A 19615-nucleotide genomic window follows, 5' to 3' on the forward strand; every position below is an offset into this window, starting at 1 on the left:
ACGTCCGCGTCCTGACGTAGTCACGTCTGCTTTGCCACATCAGCCGGATCCGCTTGCCCAGGTTACTGACAAGTAATATCCTGTTGTTACCGGCGAGTAGCGCAAGCCTGCCCCGGAAACGCAGACACACAGGGGAGCGACCCAATGGCCCACTACAAGAGCAACGTTCGCGACCTGGAGTTCAACCTCTTCGAGGTGTTCAAAGTCCAGGAGCGGCTCGGCACCGGCCCGTTCGCCGAGGCGGACGAGGAGACGGCGCGTGGCGTGCTGTCGGAGCTGAACAAGGTGGCGACCGGCCCGCTGGCCGAGTCGTTCGTCGAAGGTGACCGCGAAGGCACCACCTACGACCCCAAGACCTTCTCGGTCACGCTCCCCGAGAGCTTCAAGAAGTCCTACCAGACGCTGTGGGACGGCGAGTGGTACCGGCTGGGCCTGAGCGGCGAGCTCGGCGGCCTGGGCATCCCGCCGTCGGTGACCTGGGCGGCGGCCGAGCTGATCCTCGGCTCGAACCCGGCGATCTTCATGTACATGGCCGGCCCGAACTTCGCCGACGTCATCCACCGCAACGGCAACGACGAGCAGAAGCACTGGGCCGAGCTGATGATCGACCGCGGCTGGGGCGCCACCATGGTGCTGACCGAGCCGGACGCGGGCTCCGACGTCGGCGCGGCGCGGACCAAGGCCGTGCTGCAGGAGGACGGCAGCTGGCACCTCGACGGCGTGAAGCGCTTCATCACCTCGGCCGACCAGGACATGACCGAGAACATCATGCACCTGGTGCTGGCCCGCCCGGAGGGACCGGGAATCGAGAGCAGGCCGGGCACCAAGGGCCTGAGCCTGTTCCTGGTGCCCAAGTTCCACTTCGACTCGCGGACGGGCGAACTGGGCGAGCGCAACGGCGCCTTCGTGACCAACGTCGAGCACAAGATGGGCCTGAACGCGTCGGCCACCTGTGAGCTGACGTTCGGCCAGCACGGCACCCCGGCGGTCGGCTGGCTGCTCGGCGACGTGCACAACGGCATCGCGCAGATGTTCCAGGTGATCGAGTACGCCCGGATGATGGTCGGCACCAAGGCCATCGCGACCCTGTCGACCGGTTACCTGAACGCGCTGGACTACGCCAAGGAGCGCGTCCAGGGCGCGGACCTGCCGAACATGCTCAACAAGGCCGCGCCGCGGGTGACCATCACCAACCACCCCGAGGTGCGCCGCAGCCTGATGCTGCAGAAGGCGTACGCCGAGGGCCTGCGCGCGGTTTACCTCTACACGGCCTGCTTCCAGGACCGGATCGCGCTCGGCGAGGACACCGACCTCAACGAGCGGGTCAACGACCTGCTGCTGCCGATCGTGAAGGGCGTCGGCTCGGAGCGGGCGTACGAGCAGCTGACCCAGTCGCTGCAAATCCTCGGCGGCTCCGGCTTCCTGCAGGACTACCCGATCGAGCAGTACATCAGGGACGCGAAGATCGACTCGCTGTACGAGGGCACGACCGCGATCCAGTCGCTGGACTTCTTCTTCCGCAAGATCGTCCGCGACAAGGGCCAGGCGCTGGCGCACGTGGCGGGCCAGATCACCGAGTTCCTGTCCGGCGAGGGCGGCAACGGCAGGCTCAAGGAGGAGCGCGCGCTGCTCAAGCAGGCGCTCGAGGACGTCCAGGGCATGATCGGGGCGCTGATCGGCTTCCTGACCTCCTCGCAGGAGGACCCGCAGAACATCAACAAGGTCGGTCAGCACACCGTCCGGCTGCTGCTGTCCACCGGCGACCTGCTGATCGGCTGGCTGCTGCTGCGCCAGGCCGAGGTGGCGCTGCAGGCGCTGTCCGGCGAGGTCTCCGCCCGTGACAAGGCCTTCTACGAGGGCAAGGTCGCCGTGGCGTCGTTCTTCGCCCGCAACGTCCTGCCGGAGCTCTCGGCCGGCCGCAAGATCGTCGAGGCGGCGGACAACTCCCTGATGGAGCTGCCCGAAGCAGCCTTCTGAGCTCGGCGAGCCGGTAAGCCCCCGCTCCCGCGGCGAGGAGAAGGGCGGCGATCCCTGGCGGGGGATCGCCGCCCTTTTACGTTCCCGGTCTTCTACCGTTCCCGGAAAACCGAACAGCCACCCCGGTGAGTACCGGAGTGGCTGTTCGTGCGCGCTGCGATCACGCTGGTGGTGGCGGGCAGGTGATCTTCGGCTGCGGGTTGTACTTGACCGTGCGGTTCTCCCGCCGGATCTCCCGGCCGCCGAGGTCCTTGATGATCCGGGTGTCGGTCACCGTGAAACCGGGCGCGCCGTTGCTCGGCTTGCAGTTCTCCGCCGGGCCGGCCTTCTCGGTCGGCGGGGTCGGGTTGGTCTCCGGGCCGGTCACCGACTCGACGATGTAGCGCTTGGTCCCCCAGATCTTCACCGTGATCGAGCCCGGGCTCCACGCGGTCTGGATGGCGATTCCGGTCTGCGCGTCGTTGGTGAACTTCAGGTCGATCACGCTGCGGCCGGCGTGGTCCTGGAACACCGTCGCCTCGCGAGCCTTGTGGTACCGGCTGATGTAGTAGCTGTGCTCCTTGTGACCGGCGTCCTTCATGCCCGCGAAGTACGCCGCGTTGTACAGCGTCGTGGCGAACTGCGAGATACCGCCGCCCACTTCACGGCCGGGGGCGCCGTCCTTGATCACGCCTGCCTCGACGTACCCCTGCGCGGTGCCGCGAGGACCGGTGAACCCGTTGAGGCTGAACGTTTCGCCGGGTTTCACGATCGCGCCCTGGACCTTCTGCGCCACGGTGCGGATGTTCACGCCCGAGTCGGGAGCGAAGCCACCGGTGGTGAACTCGCCGATGACCTCCTTGATGCCCAGCGCGTTGGCCTGCTCGGTGGTCACCTTCGCGGGCTTGACCGTGTACTGCAGCTTCAGTTCCCGGCCGTCCTGCTTCTGCGCGACCTCGGCGAAGGTGGCCAGGCTCGGGTCCCAGTTGACCGTCTTGCCGTCCTCGGAGGGATGCACGGCCGGCCGGCCGCCCTCGAAGACGATCGTGGCGTCCTTGCCTTCCTTCTCCGTGGACTTCAGCTGCGGACCGGCCACCTCGACGATCTTGGCGTTGTCCACCTTGGCGACGAGGTTGTTGTCCTCCGGTTCGAACCGCAACGCGGTCGCGATCTGCGTGGGCGTCAGCGTGACGTCCTTGCCCTCGCCCTTGAGCACCAGCGGGCCGGACGTGGCGACCTTGGCCTTCTCCAACGCCGCCTGCACGGCCTCCGGGGCGATCTTCACCGGCGTCGTGGCCACCGGCAGCTCGATCGGCTGCCCGTTGACCCACTCGGCGACGATCTGGTCCGACGCGCCCTTGGCGTCGAGCTTGCGGCCCTGCTTGGCCTCCACCACCGACGGCGTGGCGCCGTCGAACTTGATGCTGCCCTCGACCGGGTCCTGGTCGACCTTGGCGCGGACCTGCTCGACGGCGCCCTCGAGCGCCTTCTGGTCGGTCTGCGTCGCGAAGCCGACCTCTCGGTCGCTGAAGAACGACGTCAGCCGGGTGATCGGGTTGATCGGCTGCTCACCCGCGGCGTCGAGGGTCCTGGCCCAGTCCGGCGCCAGCCCGGCCTTGGCCGGCTCCAGCTCGGTGGTGAAGTCGCCCGCCTTCAGCTGGATCGGCTGGTTGAGCCGCGGCTCGATCTCCTCACGCAGCTTTTTCTCCGCCGCCGCCCGGGTCATCCCGCCGACCTCGACACCGGCGACCGTGACGCCGCGCGGCACGTCACCCTGGCTGACCAACACGTCGACGAGGTAGAGGACGCCGAGCACACCGAGCACAGCGCCGGCCGCCATCGCGGTCTTGCGCAGGTTCTTCTTCTTACGGCCGTTACCGTCGGTGCCGTCGGCCGGCTGTTCGGCCGCAGGCTGCTGCTGGTCGCCCCACCGCACCGTCGGCTCGTCGTACGCGGACGTGGCCTGGAAGGCCGGCACGCCGTGCACGACCGTGTGGTCGACGCCAGGCGTGGACGGCTGAACATTGACGGCCGGTAGCACATCGGTCTGCTCGCTGTGCGACTCCGGCCAGTGGTGCTGTTCCGGCAAGGCTCAATCCTCCGCGGGACTACAAGTACAGCCCGGTTCCGTGTTCGGTGCGTTCGCTGGCGATGGCGTGCACGTCGCGCTCACGCATGACCAGGTAGGTCTGCGCCTGCACCTCGACTTCGAGCTGGTCCTCGGGGTTGAACAGCACCCGGTCGCCGACCTTGACCTGCCGGACGCTGTTGCCTACCCCCAGTACGTCACCCCACGCGAGCCTGCGCGCCATCTGCGCGGTTGCCGGAATGACGATGCCGCCTGTGCTTCGCCGTTCCCCATCCTCGGGTGAGATCCGCACGAGCACGCGGTCGTGCAGCATCTGGATCTCGAGTTTGAGTTCGGACACAACGCGAATCGTACTTGTCCGTGCCGAGGGCCTGAACGGCGCACGGCACCTTATCAGTCGTCCATTCCGCCCAACATCAACGGCAAACGCCGGAGACCGCCGTCCTGCATCCGGATCGGAACCCCCCAGTCCTGCCTGGTCAGGCGGCATGCGGGGTGCTCGATGGCGGGGTCGTCGTCGCAGCTCGCGGCCTGGGCGACGACATGCAGCACACCCATGTCGACACCGTCGGCCACCACAAGCCGCCGAGTGAGTGTCGTGCTCGTTCCGGCGCCTTCGACCAGCAACTCCGGCGGTGACGACGTGATCTCCAACCGGGTCGACGGGCCGTACCGCTCGTCGAGTTTCTGCCCCGGCGGCGGCTGGAAGACGACGGTCAGCTCGACCTCGCCGGGCGCCAGCACGGTCGGCGGCCGCTTGACCTGATGCGCCTTGCCCGCGACGAGCTGTTCGTTGTCGCCCGGCGAGATCGGCCGCTCAAGCCGGTGCGCGGCCGACGCGACGACAACGAGTTCGCCGTCGACGATCGCCGCGCCAGACGGCTCCTTGATGCCGTCGGCGAGCGTCGACACCTGTCCGGTTTCCGGGTCGTACCGCCGGATCGCTCCGTTGTAGGTGTCCGCGATCGCGACACTGCCGTCGCCGAGGACCGTGACGCCGAGGGGATGCTGTAGCAACGCTTGGTCACCGTCGCCGTCGCGGTGCCCGAAATCGAACAGGCCCTTGCCGATCGCGGTGTGCACGACGTGCTCGGTGTCGATCCACCGCAACGCGGACGTTTCGGAGTCGACCAGCCACAGCCGGTCACCGGCTGCGGCGAGGCCGGACGTCTGCGCGAAGAACGCCTGTTCCGCAGGACCGTCGTGCAGTCCTTCGACCGTCGTGCCCGCGTAACGGGAAACGGTCCCGGCGATGGGATCGAACGCGCTGAGGGTGTGGTTGCCCGCCATCGCGATGATGACCTTGCCGTCCCACCAGGCGACGTCCCACGGGCTGGAGAGGTCGATCTCGGTGGCCGGGCCGTCAGTCGGGCCGTCGCGCCACTGTTCACCAGTCCCGGCGATCGTGGTGACCACACCGGTGTCCAGGTTCAGCCCGCGCAGCAGGTGGTTGACCGTGTCGGCGACGACCGCCTGGTAACCGGTCCGCTCGGCGATCTCGGTTGGCAGCAAAGCGATGCCGGACGGCTCGGAGAAGCTGGGACTGTCCCCGTCAGACCGTCCTCTGTGGCCGGTCCCGATCCGGCGGACCAGCGTTTCGCCGTCCGCCTCGAGCTCGGCGATGCTGTGGTTGGCGGCGTCCGCGACGAGCAGAGTCCCTTGGGGCGTAACGACAACCTTCGACGGGAACCGCAACTCGGTACGCTGCCGCTCAGGCGGCTCGTACGGGCCGTCACCCCGATGCAGCGTGCCTTTGGCCTCGTGCTCTTTGACCAGCTCACGGATGACACGGCTAAGCGCCTCCGCGTGCCCCTCGCCCGCCGCATGGTGCACGACGTAGCCCTCGGGGTCGATGAGGACAAGCGTCGGCCACGCCTTGACCGCGTAGTTCTGCCACGTGGTCAGCTCAGGGTCGTCAAGCACCGGGTGATGGACCTCGTAGCGCTCGACCGCAGCCGCGAGGGCGTCCGGGTCGGCCTCGTGCACGAACTTCGGCGAGTGCACCCCGGCCGTCACCAGGACGTCGGCGAACTCCTCCTCCAGCGGCCGCAGTTCGTCCAGCACGTGCAGGCAGTTGATGCAGCAGAACGTCCAGAAGTCCAGCAGCACGATCTTGCCGCGCAGGTCCTTCAGGTGGACGTCCTTGCCGCCGGTGTTCAGCCAGCCGCGGCCGGCGAGCTCCGGTGCCCTGACCCGGGCCTTCCGCTTGATCGAAGAGGTCACACCTACAGTGAACACCGCCGCGGTCGCAATCGTTCCGATGCCCACCCAGCGAGACCAGGACGGCGTAATCCCTCGTGAGTGTTTATCGGTGTTCTAACCCTGATAAACACTCACGAGGGGCGGACTGTGCTGGGGCCGAGCACGGAGGCGCCGAGTTCGGTGACGCGGGCCTTCAGGCCACGGTCGGCGGTGACGACGTAACAGGACCGGTCCGCGCCCTCGGTGCGGACGAGCTCGACGATCGCGTCGTCACCATCACCGGAGGCCGGGGCGGGGATGACGCGAATGGTGTCCGAAGAGGGCACGTCACGGGCCTTGCCCTCGACGACCATCACGACGTCGACGGGTGGCTCCACGCCCGGAACGCCGGAAACGGGCAGCGAGGCCAGTTTGTCGCGAAGGCGTTCGGTCGCGCCGAACCGGTCGCGCCACCAGCCGTCGGGCACGGAGCCGACGACGTTGGCGGCGTCGATGATCAGCAGCGGCGCGCTCATGCCTCCGCCTCTCCTTCAGGCGCCGCAGGGTGCGGGCGATGTGCGGTGGGTTCCACGGTGTCCCCCTAGTTACGCCTGAGCATCCGGGTCAGGCCCGCCGCCGCGGTGGTCGCCAGGATCCACCCGGTCGCGATCAGCCCGGTCGCCACCCATTGTGAGGCGCCCGGCGCCTGCCAGCGATTCTTGTTGCCGAAGTCGATGATCGGCACGATCAGGTCCAGTGTGTACAGCACCGGATTCCAGATCAGCGTGTCGTCGGAGTTGATCTCGTTCGGTTCACCGCGGAGCGCGAACCAGACACTGCCCAGCACCAGGACCACCAGCAGCCACACCAGGGCACGAGTCGGCCGGTAGCCGTAACCGACCATGGAACGTTGCAGCCAGCTCCATAGCCGCACGCCCGGCCACAGCACGCGCATACCGTCGGCGAGGGCGACGTAACGCCATCGGTGCTTCTCGATCAGCACTGTGGCCGCGTGTTCCTCGTTCCCTGTCGCCCGGAACACGGCCGCGAGCTGGTCGTACGGGCCTGGACTGTAGTGCCCCTGCATCGAGTTGCGCAGCCAGCGCAGCCGCGTGCGGACCTTCTTGTCGTCCTTCAGGTCGATGGGGACGGCCAGTGCCTCGTACCGGAAGTCCTCCAGGTCGATCCGGCCGGTGCCGTCCCAGAACTTCTCGTTGTCCGCCAGCGAGGCACAGCGCGCATGCCGCAGGGTCACGCGTCCGCGCGGCGCCTGGCCCACGGTCAGCACGAGCTCCAACGCGACCATGCCGTGCGCGTTCAACGCGGTCCCGCCGAGGCCGGAGCCGAGGATCGCTCCGTCGAAGTTGGCCTCCCGGCCGATCTCCGCACGGTGCATCCGCACTCCGCCGTGTGCGGCGAACGGGCGGTGTCCCGCGGCGAGGATGAGGTCACGGCCGATGGTCGCGGCCCGGATGTCGACCGACGGGGACACGTCGCCGGTCCGCATGTTCTTGCCCGGCTCGACCAGCCGGGTGCCACGCAGGTCCATGTTCGCGCCGATCTTGGCGCCCTGGAAGGAAAGGCAGCCCGCCGCCTCGACGAACCGGCCGTCCAGGTTGCCGCCGACGCCGCACCGCCTGCCGAGGACCACGTCCGACTCGGGGTTGCGCAGGTTCGCGCCGTCCAGCATCAGGTTGCCGCTGATCGACACGTCGACCATCCTGGCCTGCCCGGCCAGCCGCATGGACCGGGCGTCGAAATCGCCGCTGACCTGCGTTCCGTCCAGGTGCAACGCCCGGTGCGGCCACGGCGGTTCCTGCTCGCCGGACACGTCTATGTCCGCACTGGACAGTCGCAACGAGCCGCCGATCACGCCGTTGACGATCCGCAGCGTGCCGTTCGAACGCAGGCCACGGTCCAGTTCGAGGTTCCCCTCCACCCTCAGCCGGTCGGCGATCAACGTCGCGGTCACGTCGAACCCGGGATCGCCGGTGATGTCGACGCCGGTCGTGTCGCCGTGGTTCAACTCCGCGCCACGCAAGGAGAAATCACTCTCCACCCGGGTCGCGGGCAGGAACAGCCAGCCGGTGGACGAGAACCGGGCGCCGGTCGTGACGTCTATGCCGCACAACAGGTTTCCACCGACCTGCATGCCGTAGCCGTTGAGCGCGTAGCCATCCGCGTTGTCGAGCACAGCGCCCGAGAAGTTCACGTTGCCGCCCGCGCGCAGCCCCGGCATCCGGATTTCGCCGCGCGCCACCACGTTGTTGGCCAGCAGCGCGCCCGCGAGCACGAGCCGGTCGGCGAGCAGGGCGCGCCCGGTGTGGTTGCCGATCTTGCTGCCGGTCAGGTTCAGCGACCCCTCGATGTGGGTGTCGACCAGGTCGACCGGTGCACCGTCCACTGTGCTCGACACGAGCACGAGGTCGTTGTCGCAGCGCATGTTCTTGGCCTGCAGGCCGGGCAACCAGCAGTCCCGGAACTCCAGCCCGGCCAGTTTGGCCTGCCGCAGGTCGGGCGGGAGTTCGAACCGGCAGCGCAGGAACTCCAGCACGTACGGGAACTCCAGGGCCCGCAGGTTCAACGTGCCGGTCAGGAACCGGTCCTCGACCACGATGACCGGCGGGCTGGCGGGCCTGCGACGGAACCGCAGGCCCGCCCCGTCCGGTTCGACGACCCGGCGGATCACGTCGGCCGCGGCCATGTGCGCCCATCTGCCCGGCCGTGGGTCGGACACGTCCAGACGTCGCTGTGGTGGCTCCTCGGACGAGGAGCCACCACGGTTGACCGACAAGGTCCGTCAGTCCTTCCTCAGCACCCGGGACAGGAACGCCTTGGTGCGCTCGTGCTTCGGCGACCGGATCACGTCCTCCGGGTTGCCCGCCTCGACCACGACACCGCCGTCCATGAACACCACGGAGTCGGCCACCTCACGGGCGAACTCCATCTCGTGCGTGACCACGACCATGGTCATGCCGTCCTTGGCCAGTTGACGCATCACGCCGAGCACCTCACCGACCAGTTCGGGGTCGAGCGCGGACGTCGGCTCGTCGAACAGCATCAGCTTGGGCCGCATCGCCAGTGCCCGGGCGATCGCGACGCGCTGCTGCTGGCCGCCGGAGAGCTGGCGCGGGTAGCTCTTCGCCTTGTCGCCGAGACCCACCTGGTGCAGCAAAGCCGTGCCGAGCTCGCGCGCGGCGGCCTTGCTCTCGCCTTTGACCTGGATCGGCGCCTCGATCACGTTCTCCAGCGCGGTCATGTGCGGGAACAGGTTGAAGCGCTGGAACACCATGCCGATCTCACGGCGCTTGTGCGCTACCTCGTTCTCTTTCAGCTCGTAGAGCTTGTCGCCCTTCTGCCGGTAGCCGACCAGTTCGCCGTCCACCGACAGCCTGCCCGCGTCGACCTTCTCCAGGTGGTTGATGCAGCGCAGGAACGTCGACTTGCCCGACCCGGACGGCCCGATGATGCACGTCACCTCACCGGGCTGGACCTCCAGGTCGATGCCCTTGAGCACCTCCAGGTTGCCGAACCGCTTGCACACGCCTTCGGCCTTCACCATCGCGGTCACGGGCGCTCCTTCGGCCGACCGAACCGGAACCCGAACATCCGGCTGGCCCATCCGGTCGTCCGGACCGTGGACGGGCTGAACTTGCGCTCGATCCAGGACTGGAACACGGTCAGCACGCTCGTGCAGACCAGGTACCAGATGGCCGCGACGATCAGCAGCGGGATGACCCGGTAGTTCTGTGCGTAGATCTGCTGGACGACGACCGTGAGCTCGGTGTACCCGATCACCACGACCAGCGAGGTGGTCTTCAGCATCGAGATCAGCTGGTTGCCGGTCGGCGGGATGATCACCCGCATGGCCTGGGGGAGCACGATCCGGCGCAGGGTCTTGCCCCGGGTCATGCCCAGCGCGCCTGCGGCCTCGGTCTGACCTTCGTCGACCGACGAGATGCCCGCCCGGACGATCTCGGCCATGTACGCGGCCTCGTTGAGACCGAGGCCGAGCAGTGCCGCGACCGGCACCGTGATCGTCGTGGTCGTGTGCCAGGTGACGAACTCGGGACCGAACGGGATGCCCAGGCCGAAGCTCGGGTACAGCGCGCCCAGGTTGGCCCAGAAGATCAGCTGGGTGATCAGCGGGGTGCCGCGGAACAGCCAGATGTAGACGCCCGCGGCACCGGAAAGCACCGGATTGGGTGACAGCCGCATCACCGCGAGGATGACCCCGCCGACGATGCCGATGGCCATCGACGCCACGGTCAGCCACAGGGTGGTGACCAGCCCATTGGCGATTCTGGTGTCGAACAGGTACGGCCCGACCAGCTCCCAGTGGAAATTCGGGTTGACGATGATGCTGCGGACCGCGAGCGCGGCCAGCGCGAGGACGACCGCGCCCCCGATCCAGCGGCCGTAGTGCCGCACCGGAACCGCTTTGATCGGTTCCGGGCGGCGCTCTTCGGTTGACGATGACAACAGAGACTCCAGATCAGCCAGCAGGCGCCGGGTTCACCTCGGACTTGGTGATCGCGCCCTGCTGCACGCCCCACTTCTCCAGGATCTTCTTGTACGTGCCGTCGTCGATCAAGGACTGGATCGCGCCCTGGACGGCCTTGGCGAAGTCACCCTTGGCCTTCGGCAGCGCGAGGCCGTAGGGGGCGGAGTCGTAGACCTGCCCGAACTGCTCGAGCTGGCCGTTGGTCTGCTTGATCGCGTAGTCGACGACCGGCGAGTCGGCCAGCATCGCCTGCACGCGCTTCGAGGTCAGCGCGAGGTTGGCGTCGGTCTGGTTCTGGAACTGCTGGACGTTGATGTCCGGCTGGCCCGCCTGCTTGCACTTGGCGGTGCGCGCCTCGAGGTCGTCGACCTGGACGGTGCCCTTCTGCACGGCCACGTTCTTGCCGCAGAGGGTGTCGAGGGTGAGCTTGTCCGGGTTGCCCTTCAGCACCGCGCCCGACGTGCCCGCGGTGAAGTAGGTCACCATGTCGACCTCTTTGATGCGGTCCGCGTTCACGGTGAACGACGACATCGCGGCCTCGTAGCGGCCGGACGCCAGGCCCGCGATCAGGCCGTCGAACGCGGCGTTCTCGAAGCTGAACTCGGTGCCGAGCTTCTGCCCGACCGCCTTGCCGAGGTCCACGGCCATGCCGGTGACCTGGCCGTTCTCCACGAACTCGTTCGGCGGGTAGCTCTGGTCCTGGCCGACGAGGATCTTGCCGTCCGACTTGATGTCGGCGGGCACCATCGCCGCGAGCGCGTCGTCCTTGCTCACGGTCGGGATCGCCGACTGGGTGTTGCCGGGCGCCCCGCCACCGCCACCGCTGGGGTTGTCTTGCACGGTTCCGCACGCGGCACTCAGTGTCGCCAAGGCCAGCGTCGGCAGCAGGGCGAGCAACTTGTGCCTGGTCCGTAGCGCCACAGGTCACTCCTTCTCTTGGTCAAGTGCCCGCATACTGCCACTACTGGGCGCTCGTTCCCAGCAAGCACCCGTTACGACCTGGTCACCACGCAGGCGGTTGGCGAAATCGCTTTGCCGTATCGGTGTGTCGCCTACGATTCCTCCAGTGACGCGACGTTCGCTGCCGCCTTCGAAGGTGCTCGGATCGATGCTCGCCGGCGCGGTCGGCGACGCGCTCGGTTCGCCGATCGAGTTCACCTCCATGGACGACATCCGGGACCGGTTCGGCGAGGCGGGCCTGCGGGACTACGCCGGCGAGCACGGCGGCAAGGGCAAGATCACCGACGACACCCAGATGACCCTGTTCACGCTGGAAGGCCTGATCAGGGCGCACGCCGGGCTCCGCCGAGGCACCGAAACCGACCTCACCATGGTCCTGCAGCACGCCTACCAGCGCTGGTACCTCACCCAGGGCCAGCCGTGGGAACGGTGGGGCGGCGTGTTCGCGCAGCGCTCACCTGAGCCGGACGGGTGGCTGATCACCAACCGCGGCCTGTTCCACCGGCGGGCGCCGGGCGGGACGTGCATGGCGTCGCTGCGGACGTTCGCGACCACCGGCGAACCGGGCACGCCGGACAACCGGATCAACGACTCGAAGGGCTGCGGCGGCGTGATGCGGGCCGCGCCGGTCGCGTTCTGGTCGGAGGACCCAGCCGAGATCTTCAGGATCGCCGTGCGGAGCGCCGCGCTCACCCATGGCCATCCCAGCGGCTTTCTGTCGGCGGGCGTGCTCGCGGTGATCGTCAGCGAGTTGCTCGAAGGCACGGAACTGCCGGACGCGATCACGGTGGCGCGTGAGCACCTGATGCGCTGGGACGACCACCAGGAACAGCTGGACATCTTGGACAAAGCAGTCGAACTGTCACAGCACAAGCCGGACCCGGAGACCATCACGGCCCAGCTCGGCGGCGGCTGGGTCGGCGAGGAGGCGCTCGCGATCGCGGTGTGCGCGGCGCTGGCCGCCGACGACATGGCCGAAGGACTGCTGATGGCCGTCAACCACTCCGGCGACAGCGACTCGACCGGGGCGATCTGCGGCAACATCCTCGGCGCGGCGTGGGGCATCGACGCGATCCCGCCCGAGTGGCTGGCCGAGCTCGAACTGCGCGAGGTGATCGAACGGCTCAGCCTGGACGCGGTGATCGAGTTCGGCCCGCGGCCGTTGCGCGACCCGGCCTGGTACACGCGATATCCGGACTGGTGAGCACGGCGTGCTGCCCGAACCCGTGCCCGGCGACGACGCCAAGCCGGTCGCCGATCTTCCTGAAGTCCGGCGGACTGACTCTGCCCGAAGCCGTCTGACGGCGGCCGTCAGTCCGGAGGAGGCCGTCGTGCTGCAGCTTCAGTCGGCTCATCTGGTCGAGCGGACCACACCGGACGGGTTCGCGCCGAAGATCGCGGCCGGGCTGGACGTGGCGTACACGCCGGACTCGGACAGGCTGGTGGCCGCCGCGGTCTGCGTCGACATCGCGACACTGGCCACTGTGGACAGTGTCGTCGTCCGGGACGTCGCCGGTTTCCCTTACATCCCAGGGTTGTTCGCCTTCCGGGAGCTGCCCGCGCTGATTCCCGCGCTGGACAGGCTCACGGTGGAACCGGACGTCCTGGTGTGTGACGGCCAAGGCCTGGCGCATCCCCGCAGATTCGGGCTCGCCTGCCATGTCGGCGTGCTGACCGGGCTGCCCACGATCGGCGTCGGAAAGCAGGCGCTCGGCCGGTACGAGCCGCCCGGGCCGGACCGCGGTGACTGGAAGCCGTTGGTGGACAACGGCGAAACGGTCGGCCGGGCGCTCAGGACACAGCACGGCGTCAAGCCGGTGTTCGTCTCCATTGGACACCGGATCGACCTGGACACCGCCTGCGACCTGGTGTTGCGGCTCAGCCCGGAGTACCGGCTGCCCGAGACCACCCGGGCAGCCGATCACCTGGGCCGCGAGGTGTCAGCGGGTCGCGTGCGCGTTCAGGACGTGGGCGACTGACGCGGTCACGCGGACGGCCTGGCCGAGGTGCAGCCACTCGTCCGGCACGTGGATGTTGCTGTCCGAGCCGAGCGCGCCGGTCACCACGAACTGCGCCGACGGGTAGGTCTCGGCCAGCAGGCCCATGAACGGGATCGAGCCGCCCAGGCCGATGGACCCCCACGGCGCCTCGAAGATCGTCTTGCTCACGTCGTCCAGCGTGGTCCGCAGCCAGGGCGCCAGCTCCGGCGCGTCCCAGCCGTCGGCCAGGTCCGAGCGGCTCAGCTCGACCTGGGCGCCGTAGGGCACGTCCGTGGTCAGCGCCTTCTTCAACGCGGCGAGCGACGCGGCCGAGTCCGCGGTCGGCGGCAGGCGGAAGCTCAGCGACAGCGTCGTGAACGGCCGCAGCACGTTGCCCGCGTCCAGCGGCTGGGGCAGGCCGGAAGCGCCGATCACCGACATGGTCGGCCGCCAGCTGTTGTTCAGGATCAGCTCAAGGTCGTCGTCGGCCACCGGCCGGACGCCGTCGGCCAGCGGGAACGCGGTGGCCGCCCGGCCGGGTGCGGCCGCGGCGCTGGTCCGGGCCTCTTCGAGGCGGTGCGCGGGGATCTCCACGTTCATCTCCGGCAGCAGGATCGCGCCGGTCTTCGAGTCCTCCAGCCGGTCGAGCAGGGTCCGCAGGACCCGGAACGAACTCGGCACGACTCCGCTGGCCAGGCCGGAGTGGGCGCCCGCGTCGAGCACGCGCACGGTGACGTCCACCGAGACCAGCCCGCGCAGCGAGGTCGTCAGCCACAGCCGCGAGTAGTCGTTACCGCCCGAGTCCAGGCAGATCACCAGGGTCACGTCACCGAGGCGCTCACGCAGGTGCTCAAGGTAGGGCGCGAGGTCGGGGCTGCCGGATTCCTCGCTGGTCTCCAGCAGGATCACGCACCGGGCGTGTGAACCGCCGCCCGCCCGTACGGCCTCGATCGCCGCCGTGGCCGCGTAACCCGAGTAGCCGTCGTCAGCGGCGCCACGGCCGTACAGCCGACCGTCGCGGATGACCGGCGTCCACGGGCCGAGGTCCTCGCTCCAGCCGCCGACGGGCGGCTGCTTGTCCAAGTGGCCGTAGAGCACGACAGTTCCGGCGTCCTCGGCGCCCGGAGCCGCCGGGACGTCCACCATCACCAGCGGTGTCAGACCGTCCAGCCGCACTATCTCCACGGTCGCGCCCGGCAGGTCGCGTCCGGCGATCCACTTGCCGACGTGCGCGGCCGCGTCGTCCAGGTGCCCGTTCGCCGCCCAGGCCGGGTCGAACACCGGCGACAGCGCGGGGATCGTGACCAGCTCGGACAGGCTTGGCAGGATCTCCGCGGCCCAGAGCCAGCTGACAGTCGTGTTCAGGGTGTTGTGCTCCACCCCCCGATCCTGTCACGAACGGCCGCGTGGCCCAGATCACATTCCCGGCCGGGAGGTGTTCAGCCGACCGGACGCGCCGGGTCCCCCGGACGGGTTCTGGCATGCGCGGCGCGGGTCCTCGCTAGGCAGCCCGATCATCGGGGTTCCTACGGTTTCGCCTGTTCAGGACCGTTTTGAGATGAACGAGTACGGCCGCCTGACTCACCAGATCGGGCGACGGCATGCCAGGATGGAATGCGACAGCAGTCAACGCCGACCGCCGCTGTCCGCCTTCCAACCCGAGGTGGCGAGCGCGGCCGGAGTGGCCGCCAGGCGCCGTCACGAGCGATGCCGTGGCCTCGAACACGAGGAGAAAGCCGCATGTCGTCCCCAGAACAGTGGACGCACCCGGAGCCGGGGGGCGGGCCAGCCGCCACCGCGGCCAAACCGACCCCAGAACAGGTGATCGCGGGTTTGCGTGCGACCAACGAAGGCGGCGCGGAGCTGGTCGAGCTCCTGACGCCGGAGGGTGAGCGAGTCGCCAACCCCGAGTTCGACCAGTATGTCGACGACATCGGTGCCGAACAGCTGCGCGGTCTCTACCGCGACATGGTCCTCGTCCGCCGCGCCGACCGTGAGGGCAACGCGCTGCAGCGGCAGGGCCAGCTCGGCATCTGGGTTCCGTTGCTCGGTCAGGAAGCCGCGCAGATCGGCGCGGGCCGTGCGTTGAAACCGCAGGACATGGTCTTCCCCAGTTACCGCGAGCACGGCGTCGCGTGGTGCCGGGGCGTCAAGCCGGAGCAGATCCTGGCGACGTTCCGCGGCACGCAGCACTCCGACTGGGACCCGGTCGAGCACCGGTTCCACCCGTACACGATCGTGATCGGCAACCAGGTCCTGAACGCGACCGGGTACGCCATGGGCCAGAAGTTCGAGGGCAAGGTCGGCAACGAGCCGGACGCCGAGGCCACCATGGTGTTCTTCGGTGACGGCGCGACCAGCCAGGGTGACGTGCACGAGGGCTTCGTGTGGGCCGCGGTGTACGACGCGCCGGTCGTCTTCTACTGCCAGAACAACCAGTGGGCGATCTCCGAGCCGACCGAGCGGCAGAGCCGGCTCCCGCTGTACCAGCGCGCCCGCGGTTACGGCTTCCCCGGTATCCGCGTCGACGGCAACGACGTGCTGGCGTGCCTCGCGGTGTCCCGCTGGGCGTTGGAGCAGTGCCGGTCGGGCAACGGCCCGGTGCTGATCGAGGCGTTCACGTACCGGATGGACGCGCACACCACGTCCGACGACCCGACCCGCTACCGCCTCTCCGACGAGCTGGAGGCGTGGAAGCTCAAGGACCCGATCGAGCGGGTCCGGGTGCACCTGGTCCGCAGCGGCATGGCCGAGCAGGAGTTCTTCGACGAGGTCCAGCTCGAGGCCGACCAGCTGGCGTCCGAGCTGCGCGCGTACTGCTTCAACATGCCCGATCCGCCCGCCGAGCGGATCTTCTCGCAGGTCTACGCCGGGGGAAATCCGTTGCTGGAACGGCAGCGGGACGAATACGTGCAGTACCTGGCCGGTTTCGAGGGGGGTGCGCACTGATATGGCGGCACCAGTGATGGACCAGAGGACGGCCGTGACGGCGGCATCCACCAAGCTGACCATGGGCAAGGCGATCAACAGCGGGCTGCGCGCGGCGATGGAGCGCGACCCGAAGGTGATCGTGATGGGCGAGGACGTCGGCAAGATGGGCGGCGTCTACCGGATCACCGACGGCCTGCAGAAGGACTTCGGCGAGCACCGCGTGCTGGACACCCCGCTGGCCGAGTCCGGCATCGTCGGCACCGCGGTCGGCCTGGCCGTGCGCGGTTTCCGGCCGGTGTGCGAGATCCAGTTCGAGGGCTTCATCTTCCCGGCGTTCGACCAGATCAACAGCCAGGTCGCCAAGCTGCACTACCGCACGCAGGGCATGCTCAAGGTGCCGCTGGTGATCCGGGTGCCGTTCGGCGGCGGGGTCGGTGCGGTCGAGCACCACTCCGAATCGCCCGAGTCGCTGTTCGCGCACCTGCCGGGGATCAAGGTCGTCTCGTGCTCGAACCCGGTGGACGCGTACTGGATGATCCAGCAGGCGATCGAGTGTGACGACCCGGTGCTGTTCTTCGAGCCGAAGCGGCGCTACCACGAGAAGGCCGAGGTCGACACCGAGGCGACGCCGTACCCGCTGTTCCGCTCCCGCGTGGTGCGTGAGGGGTCGACGGCGACGCTCGCGGCGTACGGCCCGATGGTCAAGACGTGCCTGGACGCGGCGAACGCGGCCACGGAGGACGGGCACGAGCTCGAAGTGATCGACCTGCGCACGTTGTCCCCGCTCGACCTGGACCCGGTGTTCGAGTCGGTGCGCCGCACCGGGCACCTGGTCGTGGTGAGCGAGGCGCCGGGCGAGGTGTCGATCGCGTCCGAGATCGCCGACCGGGTGCAGCGGGAGTGCTTCTACTCGCTGGAAGCCCCGGTGCTGAAGGTGACCGGCTTCGACACGCCGTACCCGCCGTCGAAGGTCGAGGAGGAGTACCTGCCCGACCTCGACCGCGTGCTGGACGCCGTCGACCGATCGCTGGCGTGGTGAGCCGTGCCGAACTACAAGCACTTCCCCCTTCCTGACGTCGGTGAGGGCCTGGTCGAGGCGGAGATCCTGACCTGGCACGTGCAGCCGGGCTCGAAGGTCAAGGTCAACGACATCTTCGTGGAGATCGAGACCTCGAAGGCCGCGGTCGAACTGCCCGCGCCGTACGAGGGGGTGGTCACCGAACTGCTGGCCAAGCCGGGCGAGACGGTCGAGGTCGGCACGCCGATCATCGTCTTCGACATCGACCCGGACGGCCCGCAACAGTCCTCTTCGGACAACGGTGACGGCGGCGGGACCAAAATCGGCGAGGAGAGCGCGGACGGCCGGATCCAGAGCCTGGTCGGCTACGGCCCGAAGACCGGTGCCGCGAAACGCCGGGCCCGCAAGGGTTCCACGCCCGCTCCGGCTCCTGTCGCGGTCCAGCCCGAGCCTGTCGCGGTCCAGCCCGAGCCCGAACCTGTCGCGGTGGCCGCGCCGACCGGTGGCTACGTCCCGTTGGCCAAGCCGCCGGTGCGCAAGCTGGCCAAGGACCTCGGCGTGGACCTGCGGTCCCTGGCCGTCGAAGGCCAGGTCATCACACGCGACGACGTCGAACGAGCGGCCGCACCCGCTGAGGCGGCACCGGTCGCGGTGTCGTCGGGTGAGCGGGAACGGCGTGTGCCGGTTCGCGGTGTCCGCAAGGCGACCGCGAAGGCCATGGTGGACAGTGCCTTCACCGCACCGCACGTCACCGAGTTCATGACCGTCGACGTCACGCCGATGATGGAGCTGCGGGCGAAGCTGAAGAACCACCCGCGGTTCCGGGACGTGAAGCTGACGCCGTTGACGTTCGCGGCGAAGGCGGTGCTGCTGGCGATGAAGCGCACGCCGGACATCAACGCGGTGTGGGCGGGCGACGAGATCGTCTACAAGTCCTACGTGAACCTGGGGATCGCCGCGGCCACCCCGCGTGGCCTGGTCGTTCCCAAGATCCACGACGCGGACCAGCTCACCCTGCGTGAGCTCGCGCAGGCCCTGGAGGCGTTGACCACCAAGGCCAGGGACGGCAAGACCACCCCGGCGGAGATGGCGAACGGCACGTTCACCATCACCAACATCGGCGTGTTCGGAGTGGACACCGGGACGCCGATCATCAACCCCGGCGAGTCGGCGATCCTCGCGCTCGGCACGATCCGGGACATGCCGTGGGTGGTCGACGGCCAGATCGTGCCGCGCAAGATCTGCCAGCTGTCGCTGAGCTTCGACCACCGCGTGATCGACGGTCAGCAGGGCTCGGAGTTCCTCGCGGACGTGGGCACCCTGCTCGCCGACCCCAGCATCGCGATCACGTACTGACGTCGGAAGGCTCATCAACCCTCGTGAGTGTTTATCAGTGTTCTAACCCTGATAAACACTCACGAGGGGTTTCGGCCGGTGAGGCCGAGGATTCGGTCCAGCAGCGGGGCGTCTGCGGGTACGGGCACTTCCGGCCCGTAGACGCCCATGTCCCGGCCCCACTCGACGCCGGCCTCGACCTCCTTGTGCACGAAGGCGAGCAGGTCCTCGTCGAACTCGATCGGCTGGCCGGTGGCACGGGCCAGGTCCGTGCCGTGGATGACGATCTCGCCGACGACCATGCCGCCGACCATCGCCGCGGGCAGCTCGGTCGGGCCGCCCATGTGCGTGGTGCCTTCCCATGCGGCCTGCTCACTCCACGACTCGGTGAGCTTCGCCAACTGGGCCACCAGCTTCGGCCGCCAGTCGTCCGGGATGTCCACCTCGGACTCCGGGGTCACCGGCGGCGGCACGGTCTGCTTGTGGGCGGCGCCTTCCAGCGAAGGACCCCAGTACAGCAGGTGGTTGAGCAGCTTGCGGACGTCGAACTCGCTGCACGGCGTCGGCGCGCCGAGCTGGTCCGGCCTGATGCCGTCGACGACGTCGATCACAGGCGCGGTGGCGTACTTGAACAGCTGGTTCCCTGACATGCGCACCACCGT

Annotated in this window: 16 protein-coding genes; 6 read left to right on the forward strand and 10 right to left on the reverse strand. The window is 68.6% G+C overall.

Annotated features, from left to right (window positions below):
- Positions 1-144 precede the first annotated feature (144 nt).
- A complete protein-coding gene (locus GC106_RS05560; protein ID WP_173125106.1) occupies positions 145-1977 on the forward strand; it encodes an acyl-CoA dehydrogenase in 1833 nt (610 codons plus the stop codon).
- 160 nt (positions 1978-2137) lie between these two features.
- Here the strand turns inward: GC106_RS05560 and GC106_RS05565 are convergent, their stop codons facing one another.
- The 8 genes from GC106_RS05565 to GC106_RS05600 all read right to left on the reverse strand — a co-directional run bounded on the left by GC106_RS05565 (position 2138) and on the right by GC106_RS05600 (position 11651).
- Entirely contained in the window at positions 2138-4045 is a 1908-nt protein-coding gene (locus GC106_RS05565; RefSeq protein WP_246364920.1) for a VanW family protein, read from the reverse strand.
- 19 nt (positions 4046-4064) lie between these two features.
- Positions 4065-4358, reverse strand: a complete 294-nt coding sequence (locus GC106_RS05570; protein ID WP_051793916.1) for a GroES family chaperonin — start codon at positions 4356-4358, stop codon at positions 4065-4067.
- Between the two features lie 80 nt (positions 4359-4438).
- Positions 4439-6268 carry an NHL domain-containing thioredoxin family protein gene (locus GC106_RS05575; protein ID WP_312872446.1) on the reverse strand — a complete coding sequence of 610 codons (1830 nt, stop codon included), beginning with the start codon at positions 6266-6268 and terminating at the stop codon, positions 4439-4441.
- Between the two features lie 110 nt (positions 6269-6378).
- Entirely contained in the window at positions 6379-6762 is a 384-nt protein-coding gene (locus GC106_RS05580; protein ID WP_173125108.1) for an NTP pyrophosphohydrolase, read from the reverse strand.
- A gap of 65 nt (positions 6763-6827) precedes the next feature.
- Positions 6828-8963 (reverse strand): hypothetical protein, encoded by a 2136-nt coding sequence (locus GC106_RS05585; protein ID WP_312872447.1) that lies wholly within the window; start codon positions 8961-8963, stop codon positions 6828-6830.
- 63 nt (positions 8964-9026) lie between these two features.
- On the reverse strand, positions 9027-9788 hold the full coding sequence (locus tag GC106_RS05590; RefSeq protein ID WP_173125557.1) for an amino acid ABC transporter ATP-binding protein: 762 nt from the start codon (positions 9786-9788) through the stop codon (positions 9027-9029).
- A 5-nt stretch (positions 9789-9793) separates the two neighbouring features.
- Positions 9794-10708 (reverse strand): amino acid ABC transporter permease, encoded by a 915-nt coding sequence (locus GC106_RS05595; protein WP_246364922.1) that lies wholly within the window; start codon positions 10706-10708, stop codon positions 9794-9796.
- 13 nt (positions 10709-10721) lie between these two features.
- Positions 10722-11651: an ABC transporter substrate-binding protein gene (locus GC106_RS05600; RefSeq protein ID WP_173125110.1), complete on the reverse strand. Its 930-nt coding sequence runs from the start codon at positions 11649-11651 to the stop codon at positions 10722-10724.
- A 145-nt stretch (positions 11652-11796) separates the two neighbouring features.
- On the opposite strand from GC106_RS05600, the gene GC106_RS05605 reads away from it, so the two are divergent.
- Together GC106_RS05605 and GC106_RS05610 are read left to right on the forward strand one after the other, a co-directional pair.
- Positions 11797-12894 (forward strand): ADP-ribosylglycohydrolase family protein, encoded by a 1098-nt coding sequence (locus GC106_RS05605; RefSeq protein WP_312872448.1) that lies wholly within the window; start codon positions 11797-11799, stop codon positions 12892-12894.
- A gap of 127 nt (positions 12895-13021) precedes the next feature.
- A complete protein-coding gene (locus GC106_RS05610) occupies positions 13022-13669 on the forward strand; it encodes an endonuclease V (RefSeq protein ID WP_312872449.1) in 648 nt (215 codons plus the stop codon).
- Here the strand turns inward: GC106_RS05610 and GC106_RS05615 are convergent.
- The gene (locus tag GC106_RS05615; protein ID WP_173125111.1) at positions 13631-15049 is read right to left on the reverse strand and encodes a M20/M25/M40 family metallo-hydrolase; all 1419 of its coding nucleotides are present in this window, start codon (positions 15047-15049) and stop codon (positions 13631-13633) included. The two genes, GC106_RS05610 and GC106_RS05615, sit on opposite strands and share 39 nt — an antisense overlap.
- A 360-nt stretch (positions 15050-15409) precedes the next feature.
- On the opposite strand from GC106_RS05615, the gene pdhA reads away from it, so the two are divergent.
- From pdhA to GC106_RS05630, 3 genes are read left to right on the forward strand one after another with little or no spacing between them, the layout of a single operon-like run.
- The gene (pdhA, locus tag GC106_RS05620; RefSeq protein WP_173125113.1) at positions 15410-16618 is read left to right on the forward strand and encodes a pyruvate dehydrogenase (acetyl-transferring) E1 component subunit alpha; all 1209 of its coding nucleotides are present in this window, start codon (positions 15410-15412) and stop codon (positions 16616-16618) included.
- A 1-nt stretch (position 16619) separates the two neighbouring features.
- Positions 16620-17639: an alpha-ketoacid dehydrogenase subunit beta gene (locus tag GC106_RS05625; protein ID WP_173125114.1), complete on the forward strand. Its 1020-nt coding sequence runs from the start codon at positions 16620-16622 to the stop codon at positions 17637-17639.
- Between the two features lie 3 nt (positions 17640-17642).
- Positions 17643-18974, forward strand: coding sequence for a dihydrolipoamide acetyltransferase family protein (locus GC106_RS05630; protein WP_173125115.1), 1332 nt, complete (start codon positions 17643-17645; stop codon positions 18972-18974).
- 59 nt (positions 18975-19033) lie between these two features.
- Here the strand turns inward: GC106_RS05630 and GC106_RS05635 are convergent, their stop codons facing one another.
- A complete protein-coding gene (locus GC106_RS05635; protein WP_173125116.1) occupies positions 19034-19603 on the reverse strand; it encodes a TIGR03086 family metal-binding protein in 570 nt (189 codons plus the stop codon).
- Positions 19604-19615: the final 12 nt, after the last annotated feature.

Origin of the sequence: Kibdelosporangium persicum (assembly GCF_013280595.1) — a bacterium.
GTDB lineage: Bacteria > Actinomycetota > Actinomycetes > Mycobacteriales > Pseudonocardiaceae > Kibdelosporangium > Kibdelosporangium persicum.

Coding starts and splice junctions, on each gene's coding strand:
- GC106_RS05560 (WP_173125106.1), top strand. CDS start 145: ATGGCCCACTACAAGAGCAACGTTCGCGACCTGGAGTTCAACCTCTTC.
- GC106_RS05570 (WP_051793916.1), bottom strand. CDS start 4,358: ATGCTGCACGACCGCGTGCTCGTGCGGATCTCACCCGAGGATGGGGAA.
- GC106_RS05580 (WP_173125108.1), bottom strand. CDS start 6,762: ATGAGCGCGCCGCTGCTGATCATCGACGCCGCCAACGTCGTCGGCTCC.
- GC106_RS05590 (WP_173125557.1), bottom strand. CDS start 9,788: ATGGTGAAGGCCGAAGGCGTGTGCAAGCGGTTCGGCAACCTGGAGGTG.
- pdhA (WP_173125113.1), top strand. CDS start 15,410: ATGTCGTCCCCAGAACAGTGGACGCACCCGGAGCCGGGGGGCGGGCCA.
- GC106_RS05625 (WP_173125114.1), top strand. CDS start 16,620: ATGGCGGCACCAGTGATGGACCAGAGGACGGCCGTGACGGCGGCATCC.
- GC106_RS05635 (WP_173125116.1), bottom strand. CDS start 19,603: ATGTCAGGGAACCAGCTGTTCAAGTACGCCACCGCGCCTGTGATCGAC.